24 protein-coding genes are annotated in these 24,370 nt (G+C 71.0%); 7 read left to right on the top strand and 17 right to left on the bottom strand.

All coding sequences use genetic code 11. From position 1 onward, the window contains the following. The first annotated feature begins 3 nt into the window (after positions 1–3). On the top strand, positions 4–1,014 hold the full coding sequence (locus tag ACO2Q3_RS04640; protein ID WP_423305363.1) for a DUF2891 domain-containing protein: 1,011 nt from the start codon (positions 4–6) through the stop codon (positions 1,012–1,014). A 159-nt stretch (positions 1,015–1,173) separates the two neighbouring features. Here the strand turns inward: ACO2Q3_RS04640 and ACO2Q3_RS04645 are convergent, their stop codons facing one another. From ACO2Q3_RS04645 to ACO2Q3_RS04675, 7 genes are all read right to left on the bottom strand, one after another. Further along, on the bottom strand, positions 1,174–1,977 hold the full coding sequence (locus ACO2Q3_RS04645) for an SDR family NAD(P)-dependent oxidoreductase (RefSeq protein ID WP_423305364.1): 804 nt from the start codon (positions 1,975–1,977) through the stop codon (positions 1,174–1,176). Between the two features lies 1 nt (position 1,978). Then, positions 1,979–2,548: a carboxymuconolactone decarboxylase family protein gene (locus ACO2Q3_RS04650; protein ID WP_423305365.1), complete on the bottom strand. Its 570-nt coding sequence runs from the start codon at positions 2,546–2,548 to the stop codon at positions 1,979–1,981. A 79-nt stretch (positions 2,549–2,627) separates the two neighbouring features. Next, positions 2,628–3,428 carry an SDR family NAD(P)-dependent oxidoreductase gene (locus tag ACO2Q3_RS04655; RefSeq protein WP_423305366.1) on the bottom strand — a complete coding sequence of 267 codons (801 nt, stop codon included), beginning with the start codon at positions 3,426–3,428 and terminating at the stop codon, positions 2,628–2,630. A gap of 38 nt (positions 3,429–3,466) precedes the next feature. Beyond that, the gene (locus ACO2Q3_RS04660) at positions 3,467–4,054 is read right to left on the bottom strand and encodes a malonic semialdehyde reductase (protein WP_423305367.1); all 588 of its coding nucleotides are present in this window, start codon (positions 4,052–4,054) and stop codon (positions 3,467–3,469) included. A 167-nt stretch (positions 4,055–4,221) separates the two neighbouring features. After that, the gene (locus ACO2Q3_RS04665) at positions 4,222–4,704 is read right to left on the bottom strand and encodes a MerR family transcriptional regulator (RefSeq protein ID WP_423305368.1); all 483 of its coding nucleotides are present in this window, start codon (positions 4,702–4,704) and stop codon (positions 4,222–4,224) included. A 169-nt stretch (positions 4,705–4,873) separates the two neighbouring features. Then, on the bottom strand, positions 4,874–5,386 hold the full coding sequence (locus ACO2Q3_RS04670; RefSeq protein ID WP_423305369.1) for a MarR family winged helix-turn-helix transcriptional regulator: 513 nt from the start codon (positions 5,384–5,386) through the stop codon (positions 4,874–4,876). A 178-nt stretch (positions 5,387–5,564) separates the two neighbouring features. Beyond that, the gene (locus tag ACO2Q3_RS04675; RefSeq protein ID WP_423305370.1) at positions 5,565–6,659 is read right to left on the bottom strand and encodes a zinc-binding dehydrogenase; all 1,095 of its coding nucleotides are present in this window, start codon (positions 6,657–6,659) and stop codon (positions 5,565–5,567) included. A gap of 157 nt (positions 6,660–6,816) precedes the next feature. On the opposite strand from ACO2Q3_RS04675, the gene ACO2Q3_RS04680 reads away from it, so the two are divergent. Next, on the top strand, positions 6,817–8,346 hold the full coding sequence (locus ACO2Q3_RS04680) for an FAD-dependent oxidoreductase (protein ID WP_423305371.1): 1,530 nt from the start codon (positions 6,817–6,819) through the stop codon (positions 8,344–8,346). Between the two features lie 116 nt (positions 8,347–8,462). Further along, the gene (locus ACO2Q3_RS04685; RefSeq protein WP_423305372.1) at positions 8,463–8,882 is read left to right on the top strand and encodes a hypothetical protein; all 420 of its coding nucleotides are present in this window, start codon (positions 8,463–8,465) and stop codon (positions 8,880–8,882) included. A gap of 53 nt (positions 8,883–8,935) precedes the next feature. On the opposite strand, the gene ACO2Q3_RS04690 is transcribed toward ACO2Q3_RS04685, so the two are convergent. Further along, complete coding sequence (locus ACO2Q3_RS04690; RefSeq protein ID WP_423305373.1) at positions 8,936–9,748, bottom strand: SDR family oxidoreductase; 813 nt, start codon at positions 9,746–9,748, stop codon at positions 8,936–8,938. 115 nt (positions 9,749–9,863) lie between these two features. Here ACO2Q3_RS04690 and ACO2Q3_RS04695 point away from each other — a divergent pair, with 115 nt between their 5' ends. Then, positions 9,864–10,532, top strand: a complete 669-nt coding sequence (locus ACO2Q3_RS04695; protein WP_423305374.1) for a TetR/AcrR family transcriptional regulator — start codon at positions 9,864–9,866, stop codon at positions 10,530–10,532. A gap of 202 nt (positions 10,533–10,734) precedes the next feature. On the opposite strand, the gene ACO2Q3_RS04700 is transcribed toward ACO2Q3_RS04695, so the two are convergent. Together ACO2Q3_RS04700 and ACO2Q3_RS04705 are read right to left on the bottom strand one after the other, a co-directional pair. Then, a complete protein-coding gene (locus tag ACO2Q3_RS04700; protein WP_423305375.1) occupies positions 10,735–11,097 on the bottom strand; it encodes a UBP-type zinc finger domain-containing protein in 363 nt (120 codons plus the stop codon). Positions 11,098–11,112: 15 nt separating this feature from the next. Next, the gene (locus ACO2Q3_RS04705) at positions 11,113–12,798 is read right to left on the bottom strand and encodes an FAD-dependent oxidoreductase (protein WP_423305376.1); all 1,686 of its coding nucleotides are present in this window, start codon (positions 12,796–12,798) and stop codon (positions 11,113–11,115) included. A gap of 216 nt (positions 12,799–13,014) precedes the next feature. Between ACO2Q3_RS04705 and ACO2Q3_RS04710 the strand changes: the two genes are divergently transcribed. Beyond that, positions 13,015–14,691 carry a S10 family peptidase gene (locus tag ACO2Q3_RS04710; protein WP_423305377.1) on the top strand — a complete coding sequence of 559 codons (1,677 nt, stop codon included), beginning with the start codon at positions 13,015–13,017 and terminating at the stop codon, positions 14,689–14,691. Between the two features lie 230 nt (positions 14,692–14,921). Here the strand turns inward: ACO2Q3_RS04710 and ACO2Q3_RS04715 are convergent, their stop codons facing one another. From ACO2Q3_RS04715 to ACO2Q3_RS04730, 4 genes are all read right to left on the bottom strand, one after another. Continuing rightward, positions 14,922–16,220: an OmpP1/FadL family transporter gene (locus ACO2Q3_RS04715; protein ID WP_423305378.1), complete on the bottom strand. Its 1,299-nt coding sequence runs from the start codon at positions 16,218–16,220 to the stop codon at positions 14,922–14,924. A 314-nt stretch (positions 16,221–16,534) separates the two neighbouring features. Continuing rightward, a complete protein-coding gene (gene trxC / locus ACO2Q3_RS04720) occupies positions 16,535–16,975 on the bottom strand; it encodes a thioredoxin TrxC (protein WP_423305379.1) in 441 nt (146 codons plus the stop codon). 64 nt (positions 16,976–17,039) lie between these two features. Then, entirely contained in the window at positions 17,040–18,290 is a 1,251-nt protein-coding gene (locus ACO2Q3_RS04725; RefSeq protein ID WP_423305380.1) for a dicarboxylate/amino acid:cation symporter, read from the bottom strand. A gap of 104 nt (positions 18,291–18,394) precedes the next feature. Next, positions 18,395–19,753, bottom strand: a complete 1,359-nt coding sequence (locus ACO2Q3_RS04730; RefSeq protein WP_423305381.1) for an LLM class flavin-dependent oxidoreductase — start codon at positions 19,751–19,753, stop codon at positions 18,395–18,397. Positions 19,754–20,018: 265 nt separating this feature from the next. Between ACO2Q3_RS04730 and ACO2Q3_RS04735 the strand changes: the two genes are divergently transcribed. Next, positions 20,019–20,522, top strand: coding sequence for a helix-turn-helix domain-containing protein (locus ACO2Q3_RS04735; RefSeq protein ID WP_423305382.1), 504 nt, complete (start codon positions 20,019–20,021; stop codon positions 20,520–20,522). A gap of 101 nt (positions 20,523–20,623) precedes the next feature. After that, positions 20,624–21,550, top strand: coding sequence for a LysR family transcriptional regulator (locus ACO2Q3_RS04740; protein ID WP_423305383.1), 927 nt, complete (start codon positions 20,624–20,626; stop codon positions 21,548–21,550). A gap of 175 nt (positions 21,551–21,725) precedes the next feature. Here ACO2Q3_RS04740 and ACO2Q3_RS04745 read toward each other — a convergent pair whose 3' ends face one another. From ACO2Q3_RS04745 to ACO2Q3_RS04755, 3 genes are all read right to left on the bottom strand, one after another. Then, positions 21,726–22,919, bottom strand: coding sequence for a cytochrome P450 (locus ACO2Q3_RS04745; protein WP_423305384.1), 1,194 nt, complete (start codon positions 22,917–22,919; stop codon positions 21,726–21,728). A 64-nt stretch (positions 22,920–22,983) separates the two neighbouring features. After that, on the bottom strand, positions 22,984–23,670 hold the full coding sequence (locus tag ACO2Q3_RS04750) for a beta/gamma crystallin-related protein (RefSeq protein WP_423305385.1): 687 nt from the start codon (positions 23,668–23,670) through the stop codon (positions 22,984–22,986). Between the two features lie 101 nt (positions 23,671–23,771). Beyond that, positions 23,772–24,254, bottom strand: a complete 483-nt coding sequence (locus ACO2Q3_RS04755; RefSeq protein WP_423305386.1) for a DUF3237 domain-containing protein — start codon at positions 24,252–24,254, stop codon at positions 23,772–23,774. Positions 24,255–24,370: the final 116 nt, after the last annotated feature.

Below are 24,370 nucleotides of genomic sequence, written 5' to 3' on the forward strand. Positions count from 1 at the left end.
CGCATGTCCCGCCTGACCCCGGCCCTCGCCGAAGATTTCGCCCGCATGGCCCTGGGCCATGTGACCCGCGAGTATCCCAACAAGCTGGACCAGGTGCTGACCGGCGAGGCCGACCTGGCCGGCCCTCGCGCCCTGCACCCGATCTTCTACGGCAGTTTCGACTGGCACTCGGCGGTGCACAGCCACTGGCTGCTGGCGCGCCTCCTGCGGCTCCAACCGCAGGGCGCCGCGGCCCCGGCGATCCGCGCGCGACTGGACGAGGCCTTCACCCTGGAGAACGTCGCCGGCGAGCTGAACTTCCTGGCCCGCCCGGCGGCCCGCGGCTTCGAGCGACCCTACGGCTGGGCCTGGCTGCTGGCGCTGCAGGCGGAGCTGGAGCGCGCCGGCACCAACGACGGCCGCCGCTGGGCCGCAACCCTCCGTCCCCTGGCCGGCGCCTTCGTGCAGCGTTTTCAGGGCTGGCTGCCCAAGGCGTCCTATCCGGTGCGTTCGGGGGTGCATTCGTCCAGCGCCTTCGCCTTCATCCTGGCTCTCGACTACGCCGAGGCGGTGCGCGACGGCGCCCTGCTGGAAGCGCTGAAGACCACCGCCGCCGGCTGGTTCGCCGGCGACGCCGACGCTCAAGCCTGGGAGCCCAGCGGCGCCGACTTCCTCTCCGCCACCCTGGTCGAGGCCGAATGCATGCGCCGGGTGCTGCCGGCAGCGCGGTTCGCCGCCTGGTTCGCGCGCTTCCTGCCCCGGCTCGCCGAGGGCCAGCCGCAAAGCCTGTTCGAGCCGGCCCGGGTCAGCGACCGCAGCGACGGCCAGATCGCCCATCTCGACGGCCTCAACCTCAGCCGCGCCTGGTGCTGGCGCGCCCTGGCCCCCTTCGCCCCGGAAGCAGCGCAGGACCGCGTGCTTCAGGCCGCCGAGCGCCACCTGGAGGCCGGCCTGCCGCACCTCGACGCCGACTACATGGGCGAGCACTGGCTGGCGACCTACGCCCTGCTGGCGCTGGAGGGGCTGGGGGGATAGGGGCCCACACCGTACCCCCTCACCTTCCCTCTCCCTATGGGAGAGGTGATTTCCCAGTGCGATCCGCGGCTTACCTCACCTCTCCCATAGGGAGAGGAAGGGGCCCGATCGCGCCAGCGATCGGGAAGGTGAGGGGTTGCGCCCTCCCCGCCCTGCCCCCTACCCGATCCGGCTGGACATGCCGCCGTCCACCGGCAGCACGACCCCGGTGATGAAGCGGGCCTCGTCCGAGGCGAGGAACAGGGTCGCCCAGGCCGTGTCCCAGGCGGTCCCCATCTTCCCGCCCAGCGGCACGCGGGCGTTGCGGGCCTGGCGGACGGCCTCCTGGTCCTCGCCGCGGGCCTGGGCGATGCCGGCGACGGCCATCGGCGTGTCCATCAGCCCGGGGGCCACGGCGTTGCAGCGCACGCCCTTGCCGGCGTTGGCCTGGGCGATCGAGGTGGTCAGCCGGTTCACCCCCGCCTTGGAGACCTCGTAGGCGACCTGGTTTCCGCCGGCGATACCCGCCAGCGACGAGGTGAAGACGATCGCGCCCGAACCCTGCTCGCGCATGCCCGGCAGCACCGCGCGCGACATCAGCCAGGCGCCCTTGAGGTTCACCGCCAGGATGCGGTCGAACGCCTCCTCGGTCAGGCGGTGCGCCGGCCCGTCGCCACCGCCGCCGATGCCGACGTTCTGCACCAGGATGTCCAGGCCGCCCAGCTGCTCGCGGCAGGCCGCGGCCACCGCCTCGCAGGCCTGCGCCTTGCGGATGTCGGCGGCGAAGGCCGACGCCTCCCCGCCCTCCTCGCCGATCATCGCCGCGGTTTCCGCCGCCCGCGCCTCGTCGCGGTCGACGCACAGCACCCGCGCGCCCTCGCGGGCGAACAGCAGGGCGATGGCGCGGCCGTTGCCGATGGTCTCGCCCGGGGTCTGGCCGGCGCCCACCACCACGGCGGCCTTGCCCGCCAGCCGCCCGGCCACCTCAGAAGCCCTTCAGGTCGGGATCGAGGGTCTGGCCCTCGTCCAGCTGCACCCCGAAGCTGTTCAGGATCATCGACACCTGGGTGTACTGGCCGGCGGTGAACACCACGTCCATGCACTGCTTGTCGCTGAAGTGGGCCTTCAGCGCCGCCCAGGTCGTGTCGGTGATGAACTGGTCGTGGTGCAGCTCGTCAGAGGCGCGCAGCAGCGCCGCGTCGGCCGCGCTCCAGCCGGGCGCGTCGGCGCCCAGCTTGATGCGGGCGATCTCGTCCCTCGACAGGCCCGAACGCTCGCCGATGGCGTAGTGCTGGGTCCACTCGTAGCCGGACTTGCACAGATAGCCGATGCGCAGGATGACGATCTCGCGCTCGCGCGCCGGCAGGTCGTTGCGCCGGCTGAGCACATAGTTGCCCCAGGCCAGGAAGCCGCGCGCCGCCTTGGGCGCGTTGACCATGGTGCGGAAGATGTTCAGCACGCGGCCGGTATCGGCCATCGGCTTGAGGATCTCGGCCTGGTCGGCGTTCAGGTCGGCGTCGGCCACCGGCGCGATGCGGGGCTTGGTCAGTCGCATGCAGATCCTCCCGGGACCCGGTTGCTCCGGGCGCTTGGTTTCCCAACGATAGCGGGCGAGGCGTCTGCGCGCGAGCGCTTCAGTAGTGGATCGGTCCCTTCACCCCGCCGCCGCAGGCGATGGCGTCGCCGTTGATCGCCACGCTGCGCGGCGAGGCCAGGAAGGCGACGATGTCGGCCACCTCGGCGGCGTCGACGATGCGGCCGATCAGGACGTTGCCCGCCATGCGGCTCTCGACCTCCGCCGCCGTGTGCCCGGTGGCCGCGGCGCGGGCCTCCACCAGCGGGCCGGTCTTCTCCGTGCGGGTGAGGCCGGGGTGCACCACGGTGACGTTGATCCCCTGCGGTCCCAGCTCGTCGGCCAGGTTCTTGGTAAGGGCCGCCACCGCCACGTTGCGGATCGAGCCGATGGTCGAGCCGGTGGAGCGCGCGGCCAGGCCGCTGACGTTGATGATCCGGCCCCAGCCGGCGGCGGCCATGTGCGGCGCGGCCTCGCGGGCCACGCGCAGATAGCCCATCACCTTGACGTTCACGTCGTCCCAGAACAGCTGGTCGGTGATCTCGGCCAGCTTCGGCGGGGGCGCCTGGCCTCCCGGCTTGGCGGCCGCGTTGACCAGGATGTCGAGGCCGCCGAGTTCGCGCGCGGCCGCCGAGACCCCGGCCCTCACCGAGGCGTCGTCGCCCGTGTCCATCGCCACGCCGATGGCCGAACCGCCGGTCTGGGCCTTCAGCGCCGCCACGGCCGCCGACAGCGCCTCGCGGTCGCGCCCGGCGATCGCCACCGCCGCCCCTTCCAGCGCCAGCTGCCGGGCGATGGCCAGGCCAATGCCGCGGCTGCCGCCGGTGATCAGGGCGCGTTTGCCGGCCAGCTGCAGGTCCATGTCGTCCTCCCAGTCGCTCCCTGGAGCAGAGGGACGGCTCAGAGGATCTGGCAAGCCTCTTCGAAGTCGAGGCGCGGGCTGCGGGCGAACAGGTTCTCGTCCGTGCCGTAGCCGATGTTGACCAGGAAGTTCGACTTCACCGACGTGCCGGCGAAGAATTCCTGGTCGACGCCGGCGTTGTCGAAGCCCGACATCGGCCCGCAATCCAGGCCCAGCAGGCGCGCGGCGATGATCAGGTAGGCGCCCTGCAGGGTGCCGTTGCGAAACGCCGTGGTCTCCGCCACCTGCGGGTGGGCGAACCAGGTCTTGGCCGTCTGGTCATGGGGAAACAGGCGCGGCAGGTGCTCGGCGAAGGCGACATCGTAGCCGACGATGCAGCACACCGGGGCGGCCATGGTCTTGACCTTGTTGCCGGCCGACAGGAAGGGCGCCAGCCGCTGCTTGGCCGCGTCGCTGGTGACGAACACGAACCGCGCCGGCGAGGCGTTGGCCGAGGTCGGTCCCCACTTGGCCAGGTCGTAGACCTCGCGCAGCAGCGCCTCGGACACCGCCTGCGGGCTCCAGCCGTTGCGCGTGCGCGCCTCGCGGAAGGCCTGGTCGAGGGTGGCGGGCGGCGCGGCGGGCATGGGCGGCTCCTGTTGGGCGCGGGCAGGTGAGCCGCGCTTACGGGAACTTGGCGGCCAGGGCCAGGGGTCGCCGCGCCGAATTCGCAGGCGTCGTCAGCGCGCTCAAAGCCGCAGCAGATAGCCCTGGCCCCATGCAATGGGGAGAGGACTGCTGCACCGCCCTCTTCTCAGCGCATGAACGCCGGTTCGTGGTGGCCGTCGACGCGGGCGCGGACCATGCGGTCGTATTCCTCGGCCTGCGGCAGCAGGTCGGGGCGCACCTTGCTCAGCTGCTCTTCCAGGTTGGCGCAGGCCTTGTGCAGGATGTCGAGGGCGGCGCCGATGTCCTCGCGCTGCTGTTCCAGGGCGATGATCCGCTCCTTGAACTTGCGCAGCGCCTTGGCGTTCTGAGCCGCCTCGCCGTCGCCCTTGCCGTACAGCTCCAGGATCTCGCGGATCTCGGCCAGGGCGAGGCCGACGCGCTTGCCCTGCAGCACCAGCTTCAGCCGGGCGCGGTCCTTGTACGAGTAGACCCGGTTCATGCCCTGCCGCGACGGCGAGAGCAGCCCCTTGTCCTCGTAGAAGCGCAGCGCGCGCGGGGTCGTCTGGAACTCGCGGCAGAGCTGGCGGATGGTGAAGGTCCGCGCGGGGCGGCGAAGGTCGCTGGTCATCTCTCTTCCCTGGCAGGTCCGAAGGGGTCTTGCGCCCCGGCCTCGGATTCAAACGCTAGTTCGATATTACGTTGACGTCAACGTAAAGCAAGCCGCCCAGCGGAAGAATATCGAAACGCGTTCCGGAAATTTTTTGCAAGCCGGGGTGACGCTGGGTCACCCGGGGACATCAGCCGGCGCGGGCTTCGCGATCGGGCTCACCGTCATCCGCCCCGAGGCCGATGCTGAGCTTCTCGAGGGTCGCGCGCAGGGCCACGACCTCGTCCACCGGCAGGGGCAGTTGGCCCAGCACGGTCAGCGGGATATGGGCGGCGCGGGCGCGCAGGGCGATCCCGGCGTCGGTCAGGTCGACGAGCACTCGCCGCTCGTCCCCCGGGTCGCGCTGGCGGGTCACTAGGCCCAGCTTCTCGAGCCGCTTGAACAGGGGCGTCAGGGTGCCGGAGTCCAGGTTCAGGCGCCGGCCCAGCGCGCCCACCGACTGCGGCGCCTGCTCCCAAAGCGCGATCATCGCCAGATACTGCGAATAGGTCAGCCCCAGCGGCTCCAGCAGCGGCCGGTAGAGACGCGTGACCAGGTTGGTCGCCGTATAGAGCGCAAAGCACAGCTGAACGTCCAGGCGCAGGTAGTCTTCGGGCGCTGTCCCGTCGACCACCGTCAGTCCCGTCGTAACCGGCTTGTTCATCGCGCGCCCGAGTCTCCTCGCTGGAACGCGTCTCCTCGCTGGAACACGTTCCAGTATCGGGCTTACGGCGCCCGGCCGCAAATATCGAGCCCAAAAGCGGCCGCACTCGACCGGATGCGGAAGAGATCGCGCGAAGAAGACCGCGTTGGGGGGCGCGGTCTCGCACGGTCGGCGATCTCTACAGCGAGGGATCCACGACGATCTTGCACTGACGCTCGGGGTCCGCCAGGGCGGCGAATGCGCCGGCCACGCCCTCAAGACCGACGGTGTCGGTGATCGCCGGAAGCACATCTATGCGTCCGTCGGCGATATTGCGCAGGGTGTCGGAGAATTCCTGCGGCGAGTAGCCGAGGACGAAGCGGAAATCGAGCTGCTTGTTGATGCACAGCGAGGGCTCGATGCTGTCGGTGGCCATGCACACCCCGGCGACGATGATCTGCGAGCCGCCCGGGGCCCCCTCGATGACCTTCTGCAGCAGCCCTGGCACGCCGACGCATTCGAAGATCACCGCGCGCTTGCCCTGCCCGGTCATCTGCGCCATCGCCCGCTCGGCGAAGGTGGTGGGCACCCCGCGCGCCGACCAGTTCTCGTAAGGAGACTGCTGGGCCGGATCGATCACCTCGTCGGCGCCCATCACCTCGGCCAGGGCCCGGCGCGCCGGGGAGAAGTCGGCGGCCACGATCGGGCCGACGCCGCGGGTCTTCAGGGCGGCGATCACCGCCAGGCCCACGGGGCCGCAGCCGATCACCAGCGGCGCGGCCGCCGCCCCCGACCCGTCGCCCAGCACCGAGGCCGCCACCGCGTGCTCGCCGACCGCGAAAGGCTCCGTCATGGCCGCCTGCACCGACGACAGGCCGTTGGGCACCTCCAGCAGCATCTGCTCGGCCAGCAGCATCCGCTCGGCATAGCCGCCCGGAAAACGGTTGGAATAGCCGATCGATTCGAACCCCTCAGCGCTGATCATCACCGGCATGGTGACCACCCGGGTTCCCGCCTTCAGCGTCCTGGCCGAGCCGGGACCGTGGTCGAGGATCTCGGCGCAGAACTCGTGGCCGAAGACGATGTCGGCGCTGGGGTCCAGCCCGCCGCCCACCCCGCCGCCGCCCGACCGGCGGCCGAGCTCCAGCATGTGCTCCAGCGAGTGCAGGGCGTGCAGGTCGGAGCCGCAGATGCCGCAGCACAGGGTGCGGGCCAGCACCTGGCCGGGCCCCGGCGTCAGATCGTCGATGTCCGTGCAGACCAGCTGCTTGTTCCGCCGCACCACCGCCCGCATCGCGCACGCCCCTGTTTCTTTCGATTGGTTGCGCGGACCTTGGCGGCGGCGTAGCGAACCGTAAAGACGCAAAAATTAGAATGCGTTCGAAAATTTTCTGTGCAACCGCCGGGCGCTTCGCTAGCTTCCGGCGCACCGCGTGACACAAGGCAGGACCATGACCCACGACAGCGAGGCGGCGCGCGAACAGGTGCTGGTGATCGGCGCCGGCATCGCCGGCCTGTGCACGGCCCTGGCCCTGGCCCCGACCGGACGGGCGGTCACCCTGGTCGAGCGCGACGACCCGCCGCCGACGGGGGACACCCACGAGGCGTTCCGCGACTGGAACCGCCGCGGCGTGGGCCACCTGCGGCAGAGTCACGCCTTCCTGGCCAGGCTGCGCTCGCTGATCAAGGCCGAGCATCCGGGCCTGCTGAAGGACCTGGTCGACGCCGGCTGCCGCGAGATCGGCTTTGTCGACATGCTCAGCGACAGCCTGCGCAAGGGCTACGCCCCGGCGGACGGGGACGCCGACATGGCCGTGCTCACCAGCCGCCGCACGACCCTGGAACTGGTGATGCGCCGGTATGTGGAGCGACTGGCGGGGGTGCGGATCGTCTCCGGCTTCTTCGTCGAAGGCCTGGTCACCGGCCGCGACGATGCCGGGGCGCTGGTAGTGCGGGGGTTGCGCGGTGAGGACGCCGACGGCCCGCGCGAGCTGCTCGCCGACCTGGTGGTCGACGCCGCCGGCCGGACCAGCGGTGTGGTCGAACAACTGGCCGCCGAGGGCGCGCCGGTTCCCGAGACCTCCGAGACCTGCGGCATCCTCTATTTCACCCGTCACTACCGTCTGCTGGAAGGCCAGACCGAGCCGCCGCGGGGCAAGCTGCCCGGCACCGGCGACCTGGGCTTCCTGAAGTTCGGCGTGTTTCCCGGCGACAACGGCTGCTTCTCGATCACCCTGTGCGTGCCCGAGATCGAAGAGGAGCTGCGCAAGGCCGTGGTCCGGCCCGAGGCGTTCGAGGCCATCCTGAACCAGCTGCCGGGCATGCAGCCCTGGGTCGATCCCGCGCGCGCCGAGCCGGTCAGCCGGGTGTTCGGCATGGGCGACCTGGCCAGCCGCTGGCGGGACTTCGCGCCGGAAGGCCGGCCGGTGGCGCTGGGGCTGTTTCCGGTGGGCGACAGCCTGGTGCGCACCAACCCGCTCTACGGTCGCGGCTGCTCGTTCGCGGCGGTGGAGGCCTATCTGCTGCGTGACGTGCTGGCCGCGCGATCCGACGCGGCCGGGCGGGCGGTGGCCTATGCCGGCAAGGTCGCCGAGGTGCTGCGACCCTACTACGACAACATGCAGACCCAGGACCGCGCGGCGATCCGCCGGGCGCGGCACATCCTGACGCCGGGCTATCGCCCGAACCTGTCGTCCCGCGTGCTGAAGAGCTTCTTCGAGGACGGCGTGGCGGTCGCCACCCGGGCGGACGTGGCCCTGCTGCGCGAGGCCCTGCGCGGCTTCCACATGCTGGAGCACCCCGAAGCCTGGCTGAAGCGGCCGGCCAACCTGGCCAAGATCGTCGGCTTCTGGGCGCGCGGCCGCAGGGCCAACGCCGCCCTCTACCCGCCGAAGGTCGGCCCTGAGCGGGCCGCGATGTTCGAGGCCCTGGGCCTGTCGCCCCAGCTCGACATCGACCGGCTGGCGGCCGCGGCGGCCTGAAGCGCGCCTACGATCACGATCTCTCGCCGGCCGGATCGTTGGCGCGGCGCCCGAGTTATCCGTTTCAGGGACGAAATGTCGGCGCCGCGGCGCCGTCCTGAACGGAGCTCTTTCGCATGCCAAAACGGACCCTCGGCATGGCTGCGGCCATGACGGCCGCCGTCACCGTACCCGCCGGCGCGCAGGCCGCCTCGCCGCCACAGCCGGCGATCCCGCCCGCGCAATCCTTCAACGACCTGCTGGACCCGATCCCCGACGCCGTCGAGCGGCTGAGGGTGGTCGAGGCGGCCGAGCGCGACGCCGCGGCGCGGCCCGCCACGGGCGGCGAGGTGATCAAGGCCCAGTACTGGGTCTATCACCATCATCACCACCACCATCATCACCATCACCACTACCGCCGCAGCTACTGGTACGCGCCGCCGGCCTACCGCTACTACTACTATGGCCGCGGGTGGCGGCCGTATCATCACCACCACCATCACCATCATCACCACCACCACCATCATCACAGCCACGGCTACTACGGCCCGTTCTAGGGCCGCAGCCGGGTGCGGGGCGCGCCGCCTCGCACCCGGGACCGCGCCGCGATCTAGCCCGCGGCGGTGGCGGCGTTCAGGGTCTGGAACAGCGAGCCGCCGGCCATGCCGTCGCGCGTCTGTTCGGGCGCCAGGGTGGCGGCCTTGTCCAGCTCGTAGATCTCCTCGGGCACGTACCAGTGCAGGCGATCCTCGTGGTAGGCGCGCCAGACCACCTTGGCCACTTCCACCGGCGGAATGGCGCGGAACATGCCGTCCTTCGGCGCATTGGCGGCGGCGCCCGGCGGCAGGATCGGGGTGTCGATCAGGCCCGGCAGCACGTCCGCCACCTTCACGCCGTAGGCCTTGAACTCCACCGCCAGAGCCTCGGTCAGGCCCTTCACCGCATGCTTGGTGGCCGAATAGACCGCGATCCCCGGCATGCCGTAGGTGGCCGAAGAGGACGAGGTGGTAAAGCACATCGAGCCGGGCGTCGCCTTGAGCAGGCCCACACCCTCGTGGATGCCGATCAGCACGCCCACCAGGTTGACGTTGACCACCGCCATCACGTCGTCCCACGGCTGGTCGGCGAACGGTCCGCCGCGGCCGATCCCGGCGTTGTTGAACAGCACGTCCATCGTCCCGCCGGTGGCGGCGGCGAAGTCGGCCAGGGCGGCGCGGTAGTCCTCGCGGTCGGTGACGTCCAGCCGTCGGACCAGGCAGTTCTCGGCGCCGAGCTCCGCCTCCAGGGCCTTCAGGCCGGCGTCGTTGACGTCGTAGCCGCCGACGAACCAGCCCTCGGCATGGAACACCCGGGCCGTCTCCAGGCCCATGCCGGAGGCCGCGCCGGTGATGAAGATCGCCTTGCGGCCGTTTGCCTGGCCCATGCGGACCTCCCTTTTGAGTACGGTTCTGTTTGGTCCTCGTCTTAAGAACGTGTTCCAAGTTTGATCAAGGGCCGATATTCGAGGACCTCAGGGCTTTTCGAGGACCGGGATGCGGATGACCAGACGCGAAGAGGGCAAGGCCGACCGGCGCCGGCGGATCACCGCGGCGGCGCGCGACCTGATCCGCGAGACCGGCGACACCGGCCTGTCCATGCGCGCCATCGCCGCCCGCGCCGAGGTCAGCCTGTCGACGCCCTACAACCTGTTCGGCTCCAAGCGCGCCATCGTGCTGGCGGTGCTCGACGACATCGACGACTTCCAGGCGCGGTTCGCGCGCATGCAGGGGGTGGACGCGATCGAGCGCATCTTCCAGGCCGTGTCGATCACCATCGGCTACTACGCGGCCGACCCGGAGTTCTACAAGACGCTGTGGACCGCCCTGTTGGACTCCAGCGGCAAGGACGAACGGACCGCCCTGCTGACCCCCGAGCGCAAGGCCTTCTGGATGGCGCTGGTGGCCGAGGCGGTGCGGGCCGGCGCCCTGGGCGCCGAGGTGGATGTGGAGCTGATGACCCGCAACCTCGACCTCACCTTCGCCGCCACCATGCTGACCTGGGTGTTCGAGGCCACCGGCGCCGAGGCGCTGGAGCCGTCCGTGGGCTATGGCTACGCCCTGGCCCTGGCCGGCGCGGCCACCGACGCCTGGCGCCCCCGGCTGCTGGCCAAGGCCCTGGAATACCAGGACCAGCTCGCCGAACTGCAGCGGATGGCGGCGGCGGCCTAGGGACCTTCATCCGCGATCGCAGGCCCCCTCCACCATCGGGCTTCGCCCGACGGTCCCCCTCCCCCGCTACGCTGCGCTCCGCATGGGAGGAGAAGACGGTGCGACCGCCCTCCTCCCATGCGAAGCCGAAGGCGTAGCGGGGGAGGTGGATCGACGCCCGATAGGGCGGCGAGACGGAGGGGGCCACAGCCGCGCGCCACGCTCACCACTTCTCCGGCTCGTCGAGCGCCGCTTTGAACCCGGCTTCCAGCTGCGCCAGGGTGAAGTGCGGGATCGGGCCGCGCTGTGGCGTCGTGTCTTCGCCCAGGTCCAGCATCACGTCGTCGACGAAGCACCAGCCCCAGCCCTCCGGCGGGTCGTAGCCCTCGATCACCGGGTGGCCGGTGGCGTGGAAGTGCTTGCTGGCGTGGCGGTTCGGCGAGTCGTCGCAGCAGCCGACGTGGCCGCACTGGCGGCAGAGCCGCAGATGCAGCCAGGGGGCGCCGGTCTTCAGGCATTCCTCGCAGCCGAGGGCGCTGGGCGTCACCTTGCGGATGGCGTCGCCGTGGGAGCAGTAGGCGGGCATGGCGATGGTCTCCGTTCAGGTATGAGGCGGCTGCGCCGCCATCGGGTCGCGTGACGCCAGGAAGGCGTGCACCGCGGCCACCACCTGCGCCCCCTCGCCGACCGCGGCGGCCACGCGCTTGACCGAGCCGGCGCGCACGTCGCCGATGGCGAACACCCCCTCGCGGCTGGTCTCCAGCACGCCGCGCCCGGCGCCGGCCTCGGCGCCGGTGCGCACGAAGCCCTTGGCGTCGACGCCCACCGCGCAGTCGCTCAGCCAGTCGGTGTTCGGCTGGGCGCCGATGAACAGGAACAGGTGGCGGATGTCGCGGCGGGCCGCCTCGCCGGTGCGCCGGTGACGCCAGGCGACGGTGGCGAGATTGCCGTCCTCGCCGTCCAGCGCGGTGACCTCGGTCTCGGTCAGCACCTCGACGTTGGGCAGGCCCCGGATGCGGTCCACCAGATAGCGGGACATGCTGTCGGCGATGTCCCGGCCGCGGCACAGCAGCCAGACCTTGGCTACGTGGCTGGCAAGGTAGACCACCGCCTGACCGGCGGAATTGCCGGCGCCCACCAGGGCCACCTCCTGGTCCTTGCACAGCTGCGCTTCCAGCGGCGAGGCCCAGTAGTGCACGCTGGAGCCTTCGAAGGCGTCGAGATTGGGCAGGTTCAGGCGCCGGTAGCGCGCGCCGCTGGCGATCACCACCGAGCGGGCCTGCACCGCTTCGCCGGTGTCCAGCACCAGGCTGTAAGGCCCCTGCGCGCCGGGTGCGGCATCGCTGAGGCGGGCCACGGTATCGGGGATCGCGGTCTCGGCGCCGAACTTGTGCGCCTGGTTGTAGGCCCGGCCCATCAGCGCCATGCCGCGGATGCCGGTGGGAAAGCCGAGATAGTTCTCGATCCGCGCCGAGGCCCCGGCCTGGCCGCCGAACGCGCGGGCGTCGAACATCAGCACCGACAGCCCCTCGGAAGCGGCGTAGACCGCCGCCGCCAGGCCGGCCGGACCCGCGCCGACGATGGCCACGTCGTACAGCCGGTCCGGATCCACCGGCCCGACCATGCCCAGGCAGCGGGCCAGCTGGCTCTCCGACGGATTGCGCAGCAGCTCGCCCCCGGGACAGAGCACGATCGGCAGTTCGGCGGCGTCGACATGCAGGCGCTGGATCAGGGTCTGGGCGTCGGCGTCGACGTTGGGGTCCATCAGGTGACGCGGCACGCCGTTGCGGTCGAGGAAGCTGAGCAGCCGGATCACGTCGCCGCTGCCGTCATGGCCGATGATCACCGGCCCGCCAGACCCGCTCTCCAGCAGGGCCACGCGGCGCAGGATCAGGGCGCGCATGATCCGCTCGCCCAGCTCCGCCTCGGCGATCAGCACGGCGCGCAGCCGGTCGGGCGCCAGCAGCAGCGCCTCCACCGGGCCCACGGCGTGGGCGTCCACCAGCGACGGGGCGCCCGAGAGCTGCGCCACCTCGCCCATGAAGGCGCCGGCCTCGTGGGTGACGATCTCCAGCCGGTGGCCCATCTGGTCCTGCTGGGTGACCCGCACCGCGCCCGACAGGATCACCACGAAGCGGCTGGCCGGACGGCCGTTGACCAGCAGGGCCTCGCCGTCCTCGAACCGGGTCACCTCGCCGAACCGCCGCAGGCGGTCGACCTCCGCCGGCTCCAGGGTGGGGAACATCTGGTCGCGCCGGGTCTCGATGGTCGGGCGGGCGTTGGCCACGGGAGTCAAATCTCCTTGCACAATGGGGTCAGGGATCGCGGCGCCGTTTCCCCGTCACGGTCGCCCTGGCCATCATGGCCTTGCCCAGGATGGCGGCGATTGCGCGAAACCGCCCTGCCCCAGGTTAAATATCGGCAATGTGGCGCCGGCTGACATTCAAGCGCGGCGGTTGACCTGATAGGCAGCAGACAAACGATGCTGTCCAGGAGTTCAACCTTGCGCAAACTGCTGTTCACCGCGCTCTCCGTCCTCACCCTCGCCGCCACGATCGCCACAGGCCTGCCCGCGCTCGCCGACGACCCGGCCGACGGCGCCGCCGGCAAGACCCAGTCCGTCGAGGACCGGCACAAGGACGCCACCGCCGCCGAGGTCGAGACCGGCTGGGCCCGCGCCCCGGTCAAGGAGACCGCCACCGCCACCAGCCACCAGATCACCGTGGCCGGCAAGGTGCTGCACTATACCGCCACCGCCGGCACGCTGACCCTGCGCGACGACGAGGGCAAGCCCACCGGCAGCATGTTCTATGTCGCCTATACCCTGGACGGCGCCGACGCCGGCGGCGCGGCGCGGCCGGTGACCTTCTTCTACAACGGCGGGCCCGGCTCCTCGAGCATCTGGCTGCACATGGGCTCGTTCGCGCCGATGCGGGTGCGCACTTCGAACCCCGAGACCATCCGCCCGGCGCCCTTCGCCTTCGGGCCCAACGAGCAGACCCTGCTCGACAAGACCGACCTGGTGTTCCTCGACGCCATGGGCACCGGCTTCTCGCGCCCGCTCGGCGCCACCGAGAACAAGGCGTTCTGGGGCGTGGACCAGGACGCCGACGCCTTCGCCCGCGGCATCATCCGCTACGTGACCCGCAACAGCCGCTGGAACAGCCCGAAATTCCTGTTCGGCGAATCCTACGGCACCACCCGCTCGGCGGCGCTGGCCTACCAGCTGCAGGACCGCGGCATGGCCCTGAACGGCGTCGTGCTGCTGTCCTCGATCCTCAACTTCGGCGTCGAGACCCCCGGCTACGACGAGGTCTATATCGGCTATCTGCCGAGCTACGCCGCCACCGCCTGGTACCACAACAAGGTCCCGAACCGTCCGGCGGACGTGGCGACCTTCGTCGAGCAGGCCCGCCAGTTCGCGCTGGGTCCCTATGCCGCCGCCCTGGCCAAGGGCCACAACATCAGCCCCGCCGAGCGCGACGCCATCGCCCAGCAGATGAGCGCCTTCACCGGCCTGTCGCCGGACTTCATCAAGCGCGCCAACCTGCGCGTCGACCTCGACCGCTTCCAGAAGGAGCTGCTGCGCGACCAGCGCCTGACCGTCGGCCGCTTCGACAGCCGCTATACCGGCGTCGACACCGACGCCGCCGGCTCCAGCCCCGACTACGATCCGTCGGACACGGCGATCAGCGGCGCCTTCATCAGCACGTTCAGCGACTATCTGACCAAGGAGCTGAAGTACCAGACCGACATGCCCTACCGGGTCGCCGCCTATGGCCTGAAGGAGTTCGACTGGGACTGGAAGCACAAGCCGCCGACCGGGGGCGACGCGGAGACCACGCCGGACGTGGCTCTGGACCTGGCCGCCGCCATGCGCACCAACCCGTACCTGCACGTGATGTCGGCCAACGGCTACTACGACATGGCCACGCCGTTCACCTCCACCGAGTACGACCTGTCGCACATGATGCTGGAGCCGCAGCAGCAGAAGAACCTGGAGTTCCGGTACTATCCGTCCGGCCACATGGTCTACCTGAACCCGGAGGCCCTGCGGCAGCTGCACGCCGACGTCGCCGACTTCATCGACCGCTCCGTGGCCAGCGCCGAACGCGGCGGCCTGGACCGCGCCTCCCCCGTCCCGGCCGGCAAGCCGCACGGGCCGGCGGCCACGCCGTAGGGTTAGCCGCCCCGTCGCCCCATCGTTCCACCGTCATCCCCGGGCGTAAGTCCCGGGGATCCATGAACACGGGAGAGGCCGTCGCGAGCGGCAGCGGAGCGTCGCTGGAGCGGCCCGTCGTGGCGCGCCCTTCGAAGCGCGCCAATCCATCTCACGCGTGCATGGACCCTCGGGACTGACGCCCGAGGGTGACGGTCGAGAGACCGGGGGAGCGCCGCACTCGCCCGCCCTCAGAACCGCTTGCGCACCCCGACCGAGAACACCACGGCGTTGCCGGTGACCTCGCCGTCGAGGCTGATCGGGGTGACCAGCGGGGTGCCGGCGTAGGCGGTGGCGTCGGCGCCGACGTGGGTGTTGTCGAAGTGGATGTACGAGACGCCCGCGTCCAGCGACATCGAGCGGCTGCGCTCGTAGGTGAAGCCGACGGCGTAGAGCATCCGGTCCCCGTCCGGCACCCGCGCCGAGCGGCCCACGTCGGGCGTCGGCGTCGGATCGTGCTGGATGCCGGCGCGGACGGTGATCTTCGGATTGACGACGTACTCGGCGCCGAACGCCTCGCTGGTGGTGTCGTGATAGCGTTCCGGCGTCGTCAGGGTCTGGCCGGCGTAGGCGACATCGATGGCGCTGAACTCGCTCCAGCCGAAGCGCTGCACCTGCGCCAGCAGGGTCAGGCGGTCGGTGGCCTTGTAGCGGGCGCCGAAGGTGGCGATCCACGGCGTCGAGAAGCGCGCCTCGCCGCCGGTGTCGACGTTGGCGACGGCCAGCGGTCCCTGCAGGCCGGAGACGGTGACGTGGCCGCCGAGGTCGTGGCGGATCGCCGACCGGTAGCTGGCGGCGAGGGTCAGGCGGCTGCTCGGCCGCGCCTGGGCGCCGATGTTCCAGCCCACGTTCCAGCCGTCGCCCTTCAGCTCGGAATTGCCGTCGGGCAGCAGCGGCGAGAGGTTGGGCAGGGCGTTGGTCAGCCGGGCGTGGGTGTATTCCACGTCCAGGCCCACGCCGACATCCAGCCAGGGCGTCGCCTGGAAGGCCAGGGTCGGCTGGAAGTCCAGGGTCAGCAGGCGCGAGGTCAGGGCCTCGTAGCGGGTCCAGCTGTCGCGCCCGTACTTGGTGGTGAAGTCGTAGGGCGCGGTGATGGCGAAGCCGGCCACGAAGCGGTCGTTGAGCCGCTTGGCCACCGCCAGGTTCGGCACATAGCCGGTCTCCACCGGATCGCGTTCCAGGCCGGCGCCGCCGACGCCGGTCACGCCCTGCAGCGGGCGGGTGATGGTCGAGCCCTGGTCGACGACGTCGGCGTGGGCCGAGACCACGTGGAAGCCGGAATAGACCTCGCCGTTCTCGACGCTGGCGATCGCCGCCGGGTTCCACCACAGCGCCGCCGCGCCGGTGTCGGTGGCCTCGCCCGAATAGGCCCGTCCCAGGCCCTTGGCCGACTGCTCCTGGACATAGAACCCGGCCGCGGCGGCGGAGGTTGACAGGGAGACCAGGCCCACGGCCGTCGCCGCGAGCAGGAGGGACTTGGACGTCGACATGGGCATCGCCTTCTTGAGCCGCGCCGTCTCGTGGCGGCGCCTTGGCCGTCACATGGGCGGCCGACGCGGGCGCGCCAGGGCGCCCGGCGCAGGAAGGCCAGACCGGCCGCGCTTTACGGCCGTTGCGTACAAAATTCCGTGGGTTAGGCGCATTTCCGCCCTCCCCTTCATGGGGAGGGACAGATCGCGCAGCGATCAGGGTGGGGAAGTGAGGAGCCGTGCGCCGCCCTGCGAGAAGAGCCCGTGCGTCGGCAGGCAACCCCCACCCTGCCCGCTTCGCGGGCTGTCCCTCCCCACAAGGGGGAGGGAAGAGGCTAGGCGGCTTTGGCCAGCGCCTGGCGGGCCCAGCCGACGATCTGGCTGGCGGGCATGGCGCCGGCGGTGCGGGCGATCACCTGGCCGTCGCGGATCAGGAACAGGGCCGGGATGCCCTGGACGCCCAGCGCGCTGGCGGCGGCCGGCTCGTTGTCCGAGTTCAGCTTCAGCAGCCGCACGTCCGGCTCCAGGTCCTTGGCCGCGGCGGCGAACTGCGGGGCCATCGAGCGGCACGGGCCACACCACGGAGCCCAGACGTCCAGCAGGATGGCGGCGCCCTTGGTGGATTTCTGGTGCGCCGCGAGCTGGGCGCCGGTGACCTCGACCGGCGCGCCGGTCAGCAGGGCCTGGTGGCACTTGCCGCACTTGGCCTGGCGCGCGTCGCGGCCTTCGGGGGCGCGGTTCACGGCGCCGCAGGACGGGCAGACGAACTGTTTCATCGGACGGACTTTCGCAAGCGATCGGGGCCGGCCGAGCCGGCGTTCGAGGCTGATATAGGAAAGCCTAGGCCTCGACCGAAGAGGGCGCGGGCCGACCGGTCCAGCGGTCGATCAGGGCGGTGACGCCGACGTCGGCGGCGACGTTGCCGATGGTGCGCGACAGATCCGGCAGGGTCTCCACCGCCAGCAGCAGCGGCAGCAGCTCCATCGGCAGGCCCATGGCCATGAAGATCGGCCCCAGGGTGGTGAAGAAGGTCACCGCGCTGGCGATGCCCACCGCCGCCAGGCTGACCAGCGCCGCCACCACCACCCCGGCGACGACGTGCAGCGGGTCGAGGGGAATGCCGTAGACGTGGGCGACGTAGACCGCCACGGCGATGTTCCCGGCCGGGCTGGTCATCCGGAAGAGGGCGACGGCCATCGGCATCACCAGGTCGCGCACCGTGGTGCGCACGCCGATCTTCTCGCAGGCCTCCAGCATGGTCGGCAGCGAGGCCAGCGAGGACTGGGTGGAGATCGCCACGGCGTTCACCGGGATCAGCGACGCCATCATGCGGCCCACCGGCACGCGGCCGCCGACGATGCCGAGCACCAGGGCGATCAGCCCGGCCAGCAGGCACATCAGCGAGACCACCACCACGTACTGCACCAGCACGCCCAGGCCGGCCACGCCGGTGCGCGCGCCGAACACCAGGCCCAGCGCGAACACGCCCGCCGGCGCGACCCAGAGGACCCAGCGCACGATCACCATCATCGCCGCCTGGATGGCGTCGAAGAAGCCGAACAGCCGCTCGCGCCGGTCCGTCTCGATCTGGGTCACCGCCAGGCCGAACACCAGGGCGAAGAACACCAGCGGCGCCATCGCGCCGTCGGCGGCGGCCTTGATCGCGTTGTTCGGCACGAAGCTGCGCAGCCACTCGGCGAAGGGCGGGGTTGGCGGCACGGCGCCGGCGGTCTTCAGCGAGGCGCGCAGGGCGGCCGTGGCGCTGGGCGACGGCGGCCAGACGTCCAGCAGGGCCCCGGCGGTCACCACCGAGACCGCGGCCGAGACCAGCAGCAGCACGCCGAACACCAGCAGGGCCCGTCCGGCGATGCCGCCGGCGGCCAGGGTCCCGGCCGCCTGGGCGACGCCGGTGACCAGCAGGGCGAACACCAGCGGCACGATGGTCATGCGCAGGGCGTCCAGCCAGACGCCGCCCAGGGCGTCGAGTACGGCGATGGCGCCGTCCCGCCAGCCGGGGCTCCAGGCGGCGAGGACGATGCCGAGGCCAAGGCCCAGGACGAGACCGGTCATGATGCGGAGGGTCGGCGACATCCGCCCACCGTTCCCGAGACGGCGAGGCTTGACCAGGGGAAACTTCCCCGGCGTGGGCGAGATCGCCCGTCAGCCCGCCCCAACGCCGCCTATTTGGCCGCCGCCTATTCGGCCGCCGCCTGCTGCGCGCCCTCGAAGAAGCGGTTGGGCGGCCGGCGAAGGCCGAGGTGCTCGCGCAGGGTGGTTCCCTCGTACTCGCGGCGGAACCGGCCCCGGGCCTGCAGCTCGGGGATCACCTGCTCGACGAAGTCGTCCAGGCCCTCGGGCAGGAACGGGAACATGATGTTGAAGCCGTCGCAGGCGTCCTGGTCGATCCAGCGCTCCATCTCGTCGGCGATGGTCTTGGCCGTGCCGACGAAGGCCGTGCCGCCGTAGCTGCCGGCGCGGGCGGCCAGCTGGCGGATGGTCAGGTTCTCGCGCCGGGCGGTGGCGACGATGCGCTCGCGCGCGCTCTGGCTGGCGTTGGTCTCCGGAATCTCCGGCAGCGGCCCGTCCGGATCGAAGCCGGAGACGTCGTAGCCCAGCATGCCGTTCAGCGAGGCGATGCCGCTGTCGTAGTGCACCAGGCTGTCGAGGTGGGCGCGCTTGGCGCGGGCCTCGTCGTCGGTGTCGCCCACCACCACCAGGGCGCCGGGCAGGATCTTCAGACTGTCCGGATCGCGGCCCAGCGCGGCCATGCGCCGATGGATGTCGGCGTAGAAGGCCTTGGAGGCTTCCAGGTTGCCGCCCGCCGCGAACACCACCTCGGCGGTCTCCGCCGCCAGCTGCCGGCCGGCCTCCGAGGCGCCGGCCTGGATGATCACCGGCCAGCCCTGCACCGGACGGGCGATGTTCAGCGGCCCGCGCACGGACAGGTGCTCGCCCTTGTGGTCCAGCACGTGCATCCGCTCGGGGTCGAAATAGATGCCCGCCTCGACGTCGCGCACGAAGGCGTCGTCGGCGAAGGAGTCCCACAGGCCGGTCACCACGTCGTAGAACTCCCGCGCCCGGCGGTAGCGCTCGTCGTGGTCCATGTCCTCGTCGAGGTTGAAGTTCAGCGCCGCGTCGGGGTTGGCGGTGGTGACGATGTTCCACGCCGCGCGCCCGCCGCTGATGTGGTCCAGCGAGGCGAACCGGCGGGCGATGTGATAGGGCGCGTCGTAGGTGGTCGAAGCGGTCGCCGCCAGGCCGATCCGCTCGGTCACGGCCGCCAGCGCCGACAGCAGGGTGAAGGGCTCGAACGAGGTCACCGTGTGGCTGCGCTTCAGCGCCTTGACCGGCATGTTCAGCACCGCCAGGTGGTCGGCCATGAAGAAGGCGTCGAACTTGCCGGCCTCCAGCTTCTGGATGAAGCGCTTCAGGTGCTGGAAGTTGAAGTTGGCGTCGGGAAAGGCGCCCGGATAGCGCCAGGCGCCGGTGTGGATGCTGACGGGGCGCATGAAGGCGCCCAGCTTGATCTGCTTCTTCGCGGTCGCGGCGATCATCGGCGCCCCTCTGGGATGTCCGGCCGGGTGCAGCCGCGGCCCTTCAGGATGTGGGAACACCCCGCCGACAAGTCGAGATTGCCGCCGGCCCGGGCGGGCGCCGAAAATCTGCACGCGCCGCCAGGACTTCTGCCTTGGCGCCGGGGGATCCGAGGTCCGCGCCGATTAGGCCCATTTCGGCAACAATCTGATGCAGGCCAGGTAGATTATCGGCGGGGCTGTGGCCGACTATCTGCTCCCTCACGCTCAAGCTGGAGTGAGGGACATGCAGACCAACCGCGCGGAAGCCCAGCGCTTCGCCACCGCCCCGTCCGACGCCGCCCGCCCGATCGGCGGCCTCGGCCAGGCGATCATCCCGCCGCCGCCCGCCAATGACGTGGACGCCGGCCCGAACCTCTACGCCAAGGGCGGCCTGGCGCCCTGGCAGATCCGCAAGGTCACCGCCCACGTCGACAGCCACCTGGACGACGCCGTCGGCGTGCCCGAACTGGCGGCGCTGGCGCGGCTGAGCGTCAGCCAGTTCAGCCGGGCCTTCAAGCACAGCTTCGGCCTGTCGCCGCACGCCTATGTCATGGGGCGTCGCATCGCCCAGGCGCAGGCCCTGATGCTGCGCGCCCGCGAGCCCCTGAGCCAGATCGCCATCGCCGTCGGCCTGGCCGACCAGGCGCACCTGTCGAAACTGTTCCGCCGCCTGACCGGCGAGACTCCGAACGCCTGGCGCCGCGCCCACTGGGACGACGCCGCCCTGCCGAGCGCGCCCTTGCAATGACCCCCGCCCCGGCCAGCGGCCCCGGCGCCGCCTTCGCCGGGATTGTTGCGGAATCCGGCGGAACAGGCATGGTGCCCCCAGCCTCAACCGCCGGACCGCCCATGCCGCACCTGCCCGACTTCGAAGCCTGGGCGATCTTCGCCAAGGTGGCGGAGCGTGGCTCCTTCTCGGTGGCGGCCGAGGACCTCGGCCTGTCGAAGACCACCGTCTCCAAGGCGATCACCCGGCTGGAACAGCGGATGCGCACCACCCTGCTGCACCGCACCACCCGGCGCCTGTCGCTGACCGAGAACGGCCGCCTGGCGCTGGAGCGCGCCGCGCGCATCCTGGCCGACGGCGCCGCGGTCGAGGCCGAGGTGTTCGAGACCGCCGCCCTCCCCCGCGGCCACATCAAGCTGGCCTCCAGCGTGCTGTTCGGCCTGGAGATCCTGACGCCGATCCTGCCCGACTTCATGGCCCGCTATCCGGACATCGAGATCGACCTGCACCTGACCGACGAACCGATCGACATGGTCGGCGACGCCTTCGACCTGGCGCTTCGGGTCGGGCCGTTCGTGGATTCCTCGCTGCGGATCAGCCGCCTGGCCTCGTTCCGCCGCCCGGCCGTGGCCGCGCCGGCCTACCTGGAACGGATGGGACGGCCGCAGCATCCGCGCGAGCTGGTCGGCCACCAGGCGATCATCTATTCGCACATCGGCCTCGGCAACCACTGGCGCTTCACCCGCGACGACGGCGAGGAGGAGTGCGAGGTGGTGGTCGCCGGGCGCTACCACGTCAACAATTCCGGGGCCGCCGTGCCCGCGCTTCTGGCGGGCCTGGGCATCGCCCTGCAGCCGGAATTCTTCATCTGGCGCGAGCTGCAGGAGGGCCGGCTGGAGGAGGTGTTCCCCGGCTGGAACACCGATCCGGGCCCGCTTTACATCGTCTCGCCTCCCGGCCACGGCAATCCGGCCCGGGTGCGGGCGCTGATCGCCTTCCTGCGCGACTATTTCGCCACGCAGCCCTGGGCGCACGGGGTGGAGGTGTAAGAGCGGCTGAACTGCCACGCCACTTTCACTGTCATCCCGGAAAGCCGCATCGCGGCTTATCCGGGACCGCCGGAAACGCTGGACGTCCGGCTGCCGTATCAGGCGCCCGCGCTTGCCGCGGTCCCGGATATCCGCTGCGCGGATTCCGGGATGACAGAAGGGGGCCTGCGCGGACCTAGGCCGCCCTGAACTTCAGGGGCATGGCCCGCGGGCCGGAGATGAAGTTGCTGGCCAGCCATTCCGGCGGCGCGGCCAGTTCGAAGTCGGTCATCCGGCTCAGCACCTCGACCAGCATGGCGTCGATCTCGACCCGGGCGATGTGCTGGCCCAGGCACGCGTGGGCGCCGGCGCCGAAGGCGTTGTGCGCGTTGACGGCCCGCGACAGGTCGAACCGCTCCGGATGGTCGAAGTGGGCCGGGTCGCGGTTGGCCGAGCCGAAGTACATCACCACCTTCTGGCCCGCGCGGATGGTCTTTCCGGCCAGCTCGACGTCGTGCTTGGCCGTCCGGCGCATGTAGATCACCGGGCTGGTCCAGCGCAGCATCTCCTCGCGCGCGGTGGCCAGGCGCCCCGGCAGGTCGGCCTTCAGCCAGGCCATCTGGTCCGGATGCTGCATCAGCGCCAGCAGCCCCCCGGACAGCAGGTTGCGGGTCGTGTCGCCGCCGGCGTCCACCAGCAAGAGGAAGAACAGCAGGAACTCCATGTCGTCGAGCCGCCGCCCGTCGACCTCGCAGGCCAGCAGGCGCGAGGCCAGATCGTCGCCCGGCCGCGCGCGCTTCTCGTCGATCACCCCGCGGCCGTACTCGAACATCTTCATCACCGCCGCGCCGCCCGCGCCGGGCGCCTGGGCCTCCGGCGCGGTGTGGATCGCCTCGGTCAGCTTGTAGAGCTCGCGCCCGTCGTCCAGCGGCAGGCCCATCAGTTCGGCGATGACGAACGAGGGCATCTCGCCGGCGACGTCGGAGACGAAGTCGCATTCGCCCTTGTCGATCACCGCGTCGACGATCTGCTTGGCCAGGGCCTTGATGCGCGCCTCGCGCAGCTTGGCGGACGGCAGGGTGAACTCCGAGCGGATCAGCTTGCGGAACGCCGTGTGATCCGGCGGATCCATCATCAGCATCATCTTGTACGGGCCGAACCCGCCGCCGGCCTCGGCCAGGGGGTCGTGGATCATGATGGTCGGCTCGGACGAATAGGCCTGGAAGTCGCGGTCGACCGCCCACACGTCCTCGAAGCGGGTCACGGCCCAGAAGCCGGGGCCGCCCGGCTCCTCGTGCCAGTGCACGGGATCGTTCTCGCGCAGCCAGGCGAACTGGGCGTGCGGCTGGCCGTCCGCGAACGAGGCGGTGTCCAGGAGGTCGATCTTCATGGAGCGTTTCCCTGAGCCTTTTGCGGCTCAGGGACGCCGCCTCACCCTACGACAATCAAGCGCCTCAGCGGTCGCGCAGCGCGTGCAGCGAGGACACCTCGTGGCCCAGGCCCATGCGGCCCAGGTCGCGCACCCGCCCCTGCACGGTCTCGCAGTGGCCGCGATAGTCGTCGTCCTCGCAGATCACCCACGGTCCATCGAAGTAGCCGCTCATGGCGCGGTCCTCGAAGCCGGTCGAGCCGAGGCCCGCGTTCTCGCCATAGACCGTGTACGACTGGCCGCGGAAGTCCGGGTATTCGAACAGGGTCGCGGTGCGGCCGCGCGGACGACCGTAGTCGCCGTAGGGGCCGGCGCCGCCCCCACGCCAGCCTTCGCCGCGCCAATCCCCGCCTCGCCCGTCGCCGCCGCGCCAGTCCTCGCCGCCCCCGCGCACGGCGTGCAGGGACGAAATCTCGTGGCCCAGTCCCAGGCGGTCGAAGTTGCCGACGTCGCCGGAGACGGTCTCGCAGTGGCCCTGGAAGTCGTCATCCTCGCACACCGTCCACGGCCCGTCGAAGCGGCCGCTCATCGCCCGGTCCTCGAACCCGGTGGGGCCGAGGCCGCGGTTGCCGCCGTAGACCACATAGGAGCGGCCCTGGAAGTGCGGGTACTCGTAGAGGATGGCGCGGCGCTCGCGCGGCTGCGAGGTGGCCGATCCGGCCAGGAAGGCGGCGCAGAGGCCGGCCAGGGCAAGGGCGGTGAGGCGCTTCATGATGATCCCTTCCAACATCACGTCAGCCTAGAGCCAAAGCTCAAGGTCGGACCAGGGCTTACATACCCATGTTACCGCAAAAAAGGCGCCCGGCGAGCGCCTCACAGCACCTCGAACAGGCTGTAGACCGGTCCTTCCGGAAGGCGATGGCCGGTCCCCACCGCCACCACCCCGTTCAGCCAGGCATAGGGCTCGGCGGTGGTCTCGAAGCCGCCGTGGATGCGGAAATAGTATTCCGTGGGGTCCACGGCCTCCCCCTTCGCCAGGCGCGCCAGCACGGCCGGCGGACCATGGCGGCGGCCCTGGTAGGTCATGGCGATCAGGGCCCCGTCGTGGGTCTTGAGCACCAGGCGCACGTCGAGGCCGGTGACCGCGTCGGCGGAGACGGTCTGCCAGTCCACGCCGCTGTCCAGCACCTCGCCGCGCAGCCGCTCGCCGTCAAAGGTCCCGCCCGGCACCACCCCGATCCGCCGCTGCGGACCGACCACCTGCAGCGGCTTGACCTGCAGGCGCATGACGAACAGCGGCCGGGTCTGAAGGGTCCGCAGGGCGGGCGGCAGGGCGTCGAAGGCGGCGTCGGGCATGGCGGGGACTCTCGGGTTGGACCAGCCAGCCCTAGCTGCGGTGGAGCGGCCTCGCTTGCAAGATCGCGGGGGCGCAACGCGTTCCCCCCCAATTCAGCTCATCCCGGCGAAGGCCG

The organism is Caulobacter sp. KR2-114, from assembly GCF_049446115.1.
GTDB lineage: Bacteria > Pseudomonadota > Alphaproteobacteria > Caulobacterales > Caulobacteraceae > Acaudatibacter.

What these genes read in the sequence shown, in the direction of transcription:
- ACO2Q3_RS04640 (WP_423305363.1), top strand. Translation starts at nt 4, where the DNA reads ATGTCCCGCCTGACCCCGGCCCTCGCCGAAGATTTCGCCCGCATGGCC.
- ACO2Q3_RS04715 (WP_423305378.1), bottom strand. Translation starts at nt 16,220, where the DNA reads ATGTCGACGTCCAAGTCCCTCCTGCTCGCGGCGACGGCCGTGGGCCTG.
- ACO2Q3_RS04650 (WP_423305365.1), bottom strand. Translation starts at nt 2,548, where the DNA reads ATGCGACTGACCAAGCCCCGCATCGCGCCGGTGGCCGACGCCGACCTG.
- ACO2Q3_RS04665 (WP_423305368.1), bottom strand. Translation starts at nt 4,704, where the DNA reads ATGACCAGCGACCTTCGCCGCCCCGCGCGGACCTTCACCATCCGCCAG.
- ACO2Q3_RS04670 (WP_423305369.1), bottom strand. Translation starts at nt 5,386, where the DNA reads ATGAACAAGCCGGTTACGACGGGACTGACGGTGGTCGACGGGACAGCG.
- ACO2Q3_RS04685 (WP_423305372.1), top strand. Translation starts at nt 8,463, where the DNA reads ATGCCAAAACGGACCCTCGGCATGGCTGCGGCCATGACGGCCGCCGTC.
- ACO2Q3_RS04750 (WP_423305385.1), bottom strand. Translation starts at nt 23,670, where the DNA reads ATGAAGCGCCTCACCGCCCTTGCCCTGGCCGGCCTCTGCGCCGCCTTC.
- ACO2Q3_RS04655 (WP_423305366.1), bottom strand. Translation starts at nt 3,428, where the DNA reads ATGGACCTGCAGCTGGCCGGCAAACGCGCCCTGATCACCGGCGGCAGC.
- trxC (WP_423305379.1), bottom strand. Translation starts at nt 16,975, where the DNA reads ATGAAACAGTTCGTCTGCCCGTCCTGCGGCGCCGTGAACCGCGCCCCC.
- ACO2Q3_RS04740 (WP_423305383.1), top strand. Translation starts at nt 20,624, where the DNA reads ATGCCGCACCTGCCCGACTTCGAAGCCTGGGCGATCTTCGCCAAGGTG.
- ACO2Q3_RS04725 (WP_423305380.1), bottom strand. Translation starts at nt 18,290, where the DNA reads ATGTCGCCGACCCTCCGCATCATGACCGGTCTCGTCCTGGGCCTTGGC.
- ACO2Q3_RS04735 (WP_423305382.1), top strand. Translation starts at nt 20,019, where the DNA reads ATGCAGACCAACCGCGCGGAAGCCCAGCGCTTCGCCACCGCCCCGTCC.
- ACO2Q3_RS04755 (WP_423305386.1), bottom strand. Translation starts at nt 24,254, where the DNA reads ATGCCCGACGCCGCCTTCGACGCCCTGCCGCCCGCCCTGCGGACCCTT.
- ACO2Q3_RS04690 (WP_423305373.1), bottom strand. Translation starts at nt 9,748, where the DNA reads ATGGGCCAGGCAAACGGCCGCAAGGCGATCTTCATCACCGGCGCGGCC.
- ACO2Q3_RS04680 (WP_423305371.1), top strand. Translation starts at nt 6,817, where the DNA reads ATGACCCACGACAGCGAGGCGGCGCGCGAACAGGTGCTGGTGATCGGC.
- ACO2Q3_RS04730 (WP_423305381.1), bottom strand. Translation starts at nt 19,753, where the DNA reads ATGATCGCCGCGACCGCGAAGAAGCAGATCAAGCTGGGCGCCTTCATG.
- ACO2Q3_RS04675 (WP_423305370.1), bottom strand. Translation starts at nt 6,659, where the DNA reads ATGCGGGCGGTGGTGCGGCGGAACAAGCAGCTGGTCTGCACGGACATC.
- ACO2Q3_RS04695 (WP_423305374.1), top strand. Translation starts at nt 9,864, where the DNA reads ATGACCAGACGCGAAGAGGGCAAGGCCGACCGGCGCCGGCGGATCACC.
- ACO2Q3_RS04700 (WP_423305375.1), bottom strand. Translation starts at nt 11,097, where the DNA reads ATGCCCGCCTACTGCTCCCACGGCGACGCCATCCGCAAGGTGACGCCC.
- ACO2Q3_RS04745 (WP_423305384.1), bottom strand. Translation starts at nt 22,919, where the DNA reads ATGAAGATCGACCTCCTGGACACCGCCTCGTTCGCGGACGGCCAGCCG.
- ACO2Q3_RS04660 (WP_423305367.1), bottom strand. Translation starts at nt 4,054, where the DNA reads ATGCCCGCCGCGCCGCCCGCCACCCTCGACCAGGCCTTCCGCGAGGCG.